Genomic DNA, 7,062 nt, shown 5'->3' on the forward strand with positions numbered 1-7,062 from the left:
GGGGCGTGATAGTCCGAAGGCGGCCGGTTTCACGCCGACTCCTTCCCCGGTGGCGCGTGCTCGCTCCACCATGTCCACGATCCGTGCGGGTGAGAGTGGCAGCTCCCGGAGTTCGATCCCGAACGGCGACAACGCATCCGCGACGGCGTTGAGCACGGCGGGCGCCGCGCCGATCGCCCCGCCCTCACCGACGCCCTTGAAACTGCCCGGCCCCGGACTGGGCGTCTCGACGTGACCGACCTCGATGACCGGCACCTCCATGGCGGTCGGCAGCAGATAGTCCAGGAAGGTCGTCGCGACCGGATTGCCGCTCTCGTCGTAGGCGAGATGTTCGTAGAGCGCGCCGCCGATGCCCTGTACGGTGCCGCCGTAGATCTGGCCCTCCACCACATTGGGGTTGATCATCGGGCCGACGTCCTCGCTGACGATATAGCGCAGCAGTGTCACCGCGCCGGTCTCGATGTCGACCTCACAGGTGCAGAGGTGAGTGGCGTTGGCCCAGATCGCCATCTGCGAGGTCTTGTGCCGGCCGCTGGCCTCGAGTCCGGGTGGGACTCCGGGCGGCAGACTGTCGGCCTGGAAGTAGGCGATATCGGCGATCTCGGCCAGCGTGAGCCCCTTGTCGGGGGCGCCGCGCACGCTCGCGCGGCTGTCGGCGATATCGATCTCCTCCGGCGCGACGCCCAATCGGTGGGCGGCGATCGCGACGATCCGCTCGCGCAGCACGGCCGCGGTCTGCCCGATCGCCCCCGCGGTCATCGACCCGGAACGGCTGCCCCCGGTGCCGCCGCCGAACGGCGTCACCGCGGTATCGCCCTGAATGGTCCGCACATCCGGCAGCGTGACCCCGAGCGCGTCGGCCGCGAGCTGAACGACCGTGGTCTCCAAGCTGTTTCCGGCCGAACCGCCCGCCACGTAGACGTTGACCTTGCCGCTGGGTTCGATGCGGATGGTGGCGCCCTCGGTGCTGAGGAAAGGGCTCGCACCGGTGGTCGGTTCCACATACGTGCAGGTGCCGACGCCGAGGTAGCGGCCCTGCGCGCGAGCGGCGCGCTGGTCGGCGCGGAAGGCGTCGTAGTCCAGTTTCTCGACCGCCTGCTCCAGCGTCTCCAGCGGCGAGATGTTGTCGTAGGACATGCCGTTGGGATTCGCCCACGGTAATTCGTCGCGCCGCAGCATGTTTCGGCGGCGCAACTCGATCGGGTCGATCCCGATCCGGCGGGCCGCGTGGTCGAGCAGCACTTCGCGTGCCACCGATTCGAACTGCCACGGCCCCCGATAGGCGACGCGCCCGACGGTGTTGGAGTAGAGGAACTTCGCGCTGAACGAGGCGTCGGTGATGCGGTAGGGGCCGGGGAACAGGATGCCGACGACCACACCACCGGTGATCGGCGAGGGCGTCGGATAGGCGCCGACGTTCTGCACATGATCGATGGACGCCGCGACGATCCTGCCGTCGGCATCGAATGCCATTGCCACATCGGCGTTCTCGTGCCGGGCCAGGCCCGAGGCCATCAGATTCTCCTGGCGGTCCTCGATCCATTTCACCGGGTTGCCGAGCGCGCGGGAGGCGAGCATGACGCAGGTTTCCTCGCGCAGCGGGAGCTGCTTGAGCCCGAAACCGCCGCCGGTATCGCGCGCGATCACCCGGACCTGGTGTTCGTCGATGCCGAGCAGGCGGGCGCAGAACGCCCGGACCTCGTGCGGCGACTGGGTGGCGATCCAGATCGTCATCTCCGCCGTCGAGGCCGTCCATTCGGCGAGGATGCCGCGGGTTTCCATCGGCACCGGGAGATAGGCCTGCTGAAAGATCTGCTGCCGCACCACATGTGCGGCCGAGTCGAACAGCGGTGCCAGGTCGGCGGCCGGGCGCCCGCCCATCGCCCCGGCCGAATTGCCGGCGAATCCGGCGTGCACCAGATTCGGCGACTGGTCCGCGGTGGTGTAGTCGACCACCGGATCCAGCGGTTCGTAGTCGACGACGACCAGTTCGGCGGCGTCCTCGGCGATATAGCGGTCCGCGGCGATCACCAGCGCGACCGGATCGCCGACGAATCGGACCTCTTCCTCGGCCAGCGGCGGACGCGGCACCGGCGGCATGCCGACCATGTCCAGGTCGTAGGAGATCTCGTGCGCGCCGGGATTGAGATCCGCTGCGGTGTAGACGGCGAGCACCCCGTCGAGTTCCAGTGCCGCCGAGACGTCGATCGTGCCGATGGTCGCGCGGGGCAGCGGGCTGCGCACGAAGCAGGCGTGCACCGCGCCCGGGCGGATCACATCGTCGACGAAGGTTCCGGCGCCGGTGACCAGGCGCGCGTCCTCGATGCGCGGGATGCGGGCGCCGACGACGGAGGCGCTCGCGGTGGTTGTCGTCGAGGTCATCGGGCGGCTCGCATCGCGGTCATCGGACTGATCCCCTCTTGTTCGCCGTCGGACAAGGACCGGCACCTCGCGGTCGGTTAACAATATATGCCGAAAGTGAGTATGTGGCTACAGTATATGGAGAATGCAATTCTCATCGGAGGTCGGCGTGCGCGAACTCGGCGAGCACCTGCGGCACTGGCATGCCGCCGCGACGACCTACGCCCTGGCCACCGTGATCGGGGTGCGCGGCAGTGCGCCACGGGCAGTCGGCACCACCATGGCGGTCTCGGCGTCGGGCCAGGTGCGGGGCAGCCTCTCCGGCGGCTGCGTGGAGGGCGCGGTCTACGAGGAATGCCTGCGAGTCCTCGAATCCGGGGCGCCGGTCCGGCACACCTTCGGCTACAGCGCCGACGACGCCTTCGCCGTCGGGCTCACCTGCGGTGGTGAACTCGACGTGTTCATCCACCGGGTCACCGCGGCCGAGTACGACACGATCGACGCGACCCTGGATCCGGAACAGCCGGTCGTGCTGGTGCGGGATCTGGAATCCGGTGCGATGGTCGCGGTGCGAGCGGATCGCACCGTCGGTGGGCCCGCGGATCCGGCGGTGATCGCGCACGCTCGTGCCATGCTCGAGACCGCGACCAGCGCGGTTCGCACCATCGGTTGCGCGGATCGCGAGCGCACGGTGTTCGTGGCGTCCTTCGCGCCGCCGCCGCGCATGATCGTCTTCGGCGCCACCGATTTCACCACCGCGCTGTGCCGGGTCGGGCGGCTGCTCGGTTATCGGGTCACCGTCTGCGAACCGCGTCCGGTCTTCGCCGACCGGGCGCGCCTGCCCGAGGCCGACGAGGTGGTGCGGGATCGGCCCGACCGCTATCTGGCCGGGACGCAGGTGGATTCGCGCACGGTGATCTGCGTGCTGACCCACGATCCGAAATTCGATGTGCCGGTACTCGCGGCGGCGTTGCGGCTGCCGGTGGCGTATGTGGGTGCGATGGGGTCGCGGCGCTCGGATCGAGAGCGACGCGAACACCTGCGCGACAACGGAATCACCGATCGGCAGCTGCGTCGGCTGCATTCACCGATCGGCCTGGAACTCGGTGGCCGCACGCCGGAGGAGACCGCGGTGTCGATCGGCGCCGAGATCGTGGCGGTGCGCCGCGGCGGTTCCGCACAACCGCTCTCGGCGACCGAGCGGCCGATCCACGCCGATCCCGGGCTCGCCTCGTAGCCACCGGCAGGGGTGCGAATCACCGGCGGTTAACATCCACGCGTGGCGAAACTGACAGTATCGGTGGACGTTCCGATCCCTCCCGATCGGGCCTGGTCGCATGCGGCGAATCTGGGCGAACTCGACCAGTGGCTGATCATGCACGAGGCGTGGCGCGGCCGGGTGCCCGACGAGCTCACTGCCGGCACCGAACTGGTGGGCATCGCCTCGGTGAAGGGTCTGCGCAATCGCGTGCGCTGGACCGTGCGCGCCGCCGAACCGCCGCGCCGGCTCGTGTTGAGCGGCGCCGGCAAAGGCGGCACCAAATTGGGATTGGAACTGCTGGTCGCGCCGAACGCCTCGGGTTCGGCGGTCACCGTCGACATCGATCTGGGCGGGCGGCCGCTGTTCGGCCCGATCGGGGCGACGGTGGCACGAGCGCTGCGGGGCGATATCCAACGCTCACTCGACCGGTTCGTCGACCTGTACTGCTGAGCGCGCCGGTCATCGGGGATCGAGGACGACCAGCGGGATCCGGCGCTCGCCCGCCTGGCGCCGATAGAACTCGTAATCCGGTGTCATCGTGACGAATTCGCGCCAGAGGTCCGGATATTCGGCCGCGGTCGCGACCCGCGCTCGCACCGGGCGCACCTCGGTTCCGATCCGGATCGTGGTGTCGGGGTGGGCGAGGAGGTTGTGATACCAGGCGGGATGGTGCGGCTGTCCCGCCTTCGACGCCGCGATCGCCACCGCGGCCCCCACGTCGACGTACAGCAGCGGCGAGGTCCGCACGATGCCGGATTTCGCACCGAGATGGTCGAGCAGCAGTATGCGCGCACGCCGACGGCCCGGCATGCGCCCGCCGATCCGCCCGCCCGACCGACGGTAGAGCGCCACATGGACTTTCGTCGCCCGCCGACCGGCGTAGACGCCGCGACGGTTGGCGAATCGCGTCGTGGCGGAGACTATTCCGGCGAGCCAGGGCATACCGCCGAGCATGCATCATCGCTCGCGCTCCCGCCAGGAACCGATCCGCACGAACGCCCTCCCGTCCCGGTGAGAATCGGGTAACCGGCCCGCAACCGCAAGGGGCTTGCGAACCGCATTCACGGCAATATGCTTGCGATTGTGACGAATCTACGGATCAGTGAGGTGGCGGCGCTGCTGGGGGTCAGCGACGACACCGTGCGGCGCTGGATCGAACAGGGGCGGTTGCCGGAGATCCGGCTCGACAGTGGCCGCAAGGGGGTACGCGGCGCGGACCTGGCCGAGGTATTGCGTGGTCAGCACGCCGAGGCGCACGAACCCGGCGTCACCGTCGCCGCCTCGGCCCGCAACCGGATGCGCGGCATCGTCACCCGCATCGTCAAGGACACGGTGATGGCGCAGGTCGAGATGCAGGCCGGACCGTTCCGGCTGGTCTCGCTGGTCAGCCGGGAATCGGTGGACGAACTCGGTCTCGAGGTCGGCAGTATCGCCGTCGCCTCGGTCAAATCGACCCACGTCGTGGTCGAGATCCCAGAAAGTTGACGAGAATGCAGATCTTCCGAATCGCCGGCGCCGCGGCGGCCGTCGTCGCCGTCACCGCCGCCCTGGCCGGATGCGGGTCCGACGACGCGACGACCACCTCCGCAACGGGCGAACTCTCGGGCACGGTCGCGGTGTTCGCGGCGGCCTCGCTCACCGAGACGTTCACGACACTCGGACACGACTTCGAGGCCGCCCACCCCGGCGTGAAGGTCGTCTACAGCTTCGGCGGCAGTTCGGCACTGGCCGAGCAGATCAAGCAGGGGGCGCCGGCCGATGTCTTCGCCTCCGCTGCCCCGGCCAATATGCAGCAGGTGGTCGACGCCGGTGAGGTCACCGCGAAACCGGACACCTTCGTGAGCAATCGGCTGGAAATCGCTGTGCCCAAGGGCAATCCGGGCAAGATCACCGGACTGGCCGATTTCGGCAGAACCGAACCGCGGATCGCGCTGTGCGCGGTGCAGGTGCCGTGCGGCGCGGCCGCGGAGAAGGTCTTCCAGATCTCCGGCATCACCCCGCAGCCCGATACCCGCGAGCAGGATGTCAAGGCCGTGCTCACCAAGGTGACCCTGGACGAGGTCGACGCCGCCCTGGTCTACCGCACCGATGTGCGGGCGGCCGGCGACAAGGTGCAGGGCATCGACTTCCCGGAATCGGGGAAGGCGATCAACACCTATCCGATCGCACCGCTCGCGAAGGCGCCCAATGCCGCCGCGGCCGCCGCGTTCGTCGACTACATCCACTCCGATCCGGCGAAGAAGGTATTCGCCGCCGCGGGATTCGACACCCCGTGAGCAGGCCGGGAACGCGGCGGCGGGCGGCATCGCGGCGGCGGCCGGTCGTGCTGGTGCTGCCCGCGCTCTGCGCGCTGGCGTTCCTGGTGATCCCGCTGATCGGCCTGCTGGTGCGCACCCCGTGGGCGAGTCTGTCCGATCGGCTGTTCAGCGTGGAAGTCGGTACCGCCCTGCGGCTTTCGCTGATCTGCGCGACCAGCGCGACCGTGATCTGCCTGGTGCTGGGCATCCCGCTGGCCTGGCTGCTGGCGCGGGCGCAGCTGCCGGGCCGGGGACTGATCCGCGCGCTGGTGACGGTGCCGCTGGTGCTGCCGCCGGTGGTCGGAGGGGTGGCGCTGCTGCTGGTGTTCGGCCGGCGCGGGTTGCTCGGGCAATATCTGTACGACTGGTTCGGCGTCTCGCTGCCGTTCACGACGCCGGGGGTGGTGGTGGCCGAGGCGTTCGTCGCCATGCCGTTTCTGGTCATCTCGGTCGAGGGCGCGCTGCGCAGCACCGACACCCGCTACGAGGAAGCCGCCGCCACCCTCGGCGCGACCCCCTGGTACACCTTCCGCCGCGTCACCCTGCCCGCGATCGCGCCGGGTGTGATCGCCGGCGGCGTGCTGTGCTGGGCGCGGGCGCTGGGCGAATTCGGCGCGACCATCACCTTCGCCGGGAATTTCCCCGGCCGCACCACCACCATGCCGCTCGCGGTGTATCTCGCGCTGGAAACCGATCCCGATGCCGCGATCGTGCTCAGCCTGGTGCTGCTGCTGGTCTCGGTCGCGGTGCTGGTGTCGTTGCGCGAGCGCTGGATTCGAGGAGCGGTATGACACTGCGGGCCGAACTATGACACTGCGGGCCGAACTCGAGGTGCGGCGCGAGCGCTTCCGCCTCGACCTCTCATTGTCCGTCGCACCCGGTGAGGTGGTGGCGCTGCTGGGCCCCAACGGCGCCGGGAAGACCACGGCGCTGCGCGCGCTGGCCGGACTCGTCCCGCTCACCGGCGGGCGCCTCACCGTCGCCGACGCGGTCTGGGACGAGCCGCCCGGCGTTTTCGTCCCGCCGGAGCAGCGACAGGTCGGCGTCGTGTTCCAGGATTACCTTCTGTTCCAGCATCTTTCGGCGCTGGAGAACGTCGCGTTCGGTCTGCGGGCGCGCGGTATGCGGCGCGCTCGACGGCCC

At 69.5% G+C, this 7,062-nt stretch carries 8 protein-coding genes; 6 read left to right on the plus strand and 2 right to left on the minus strand.

Features of this window, described 5'->3' with window-relative positions:
* A partial coding sequence (locus ON23_RS19910; RefSeq protein ID WP_063821306.1) for a xanthine dehydrogenase family protein molybdopterin-binding subunit occupies nt 1–2,382 on the minus strand: 2,382 nt, incomplete at its 3' end.
* Between the two features lie 124 nt (nt 2,383–2,506).
* Here ON23_RS19910 and ON23_RS19915 point away from each other — a divergent pair.
* Entirely contained in the window at nt 2,507–3,598 is a 1,092-nt protein-coding gene (locus ON23_RS19915) for an XdhC family protein (protein WP_086006950.1), read from the plus strand.
* 42 nt (nt 3,599–3,640) lie between these two features.
* Nucleotides 3,641–4,072 carry a type II toxin-antitoxin system Rv0910 family toxin gene (locus tag ON23_RS19920; RefSeq protein WP_039780019.1) on the plus strand — a complete coding sequence of 144 codons (432 nt, stop codon included), beginning with the start codon at nt 3,641–3,643 and terminating at the stop codon, nt 4,070–4,072.
* A 9-nt stretch (nt 4,073–4,081) separates the two neighbouring features.
* Here the strand turns inward: ON23_RS19920 and ON23_RS19925 are convergent, their stop codons facing one another.
* A complete protein-coding gene (locus tag ON23_RS19925; protein WP_083904098.1) occupies nt 4,082–4,564 on the minus strand; it encodes a nitroreductase/quinone reductase family protein in 483 nt (160 codons plus the stop codon).
* Between the two features lie 141 nt (nt 4,565–4,705).
* Between ON23_RS19925 and ON23_RS19930 the strand changes: the two genes are divergently transcribed.
* The 4 genes from ON23_RS19930 to ON23_RS19945 all read left to right on the plus strand — a co-directional run.
* Nucleotides 4,706–5,107, plus strand: a complete 402-nt coding sequence (locus ON23_RS19930) for a TOBE domain-containing protein (protein WP_039780020.1) — start codon at nt 4,706–4,708, stop codon at nt 5,105–5,107.
* A gap of 5 nt (nt 5,108–5,112) precedes the next feature.
* On the plus strand, nt 5,113–5,898 hold the full coding sequence (gene modA / locus ON23_RS19935) for a molybdate ABC transporter substrate-binding protein (RefSeq protein ID WP_039780021.1): 786 nt from the start codon (nt 5,113–5,115) through the stop codon (nt 5,896–5,898).
* Entirely contained in the window at nt 5,895–6,710 is an 816-nt protein-coding gene (modB, locus tag ON23_RS19940) for a molybdate ABC transporter permease subunit (RefSeq protein WP_039780022.1), read from the plus strand. Before modA ends, modB begins: the two co-directional genes overlap by 4 nt.
* A gap of 16 nt (nt 6,711–6,726) precedes the next feature.
* Nucleotides 6,727–7,062, plus strand: a 336-nt coding sequence (locus ON23_RS19945) for an ATP-binding cassette domain-containing protein (RefSeq protein WP_039780023.1), incomplete at its 3' end; no start/stop codon positions are given.

The sequence above is a fragment of the Nocardia cerradoensis NBRC 101014 genome (assembly GCF_000308535.1).
Classification (GTDB): domain Bacteria; phylum Actinomycetota; class Actinomycetes; order Mycobacteriales; family Mycobacteriaceae; genus Nocardia; species Nocardia cerradoensis.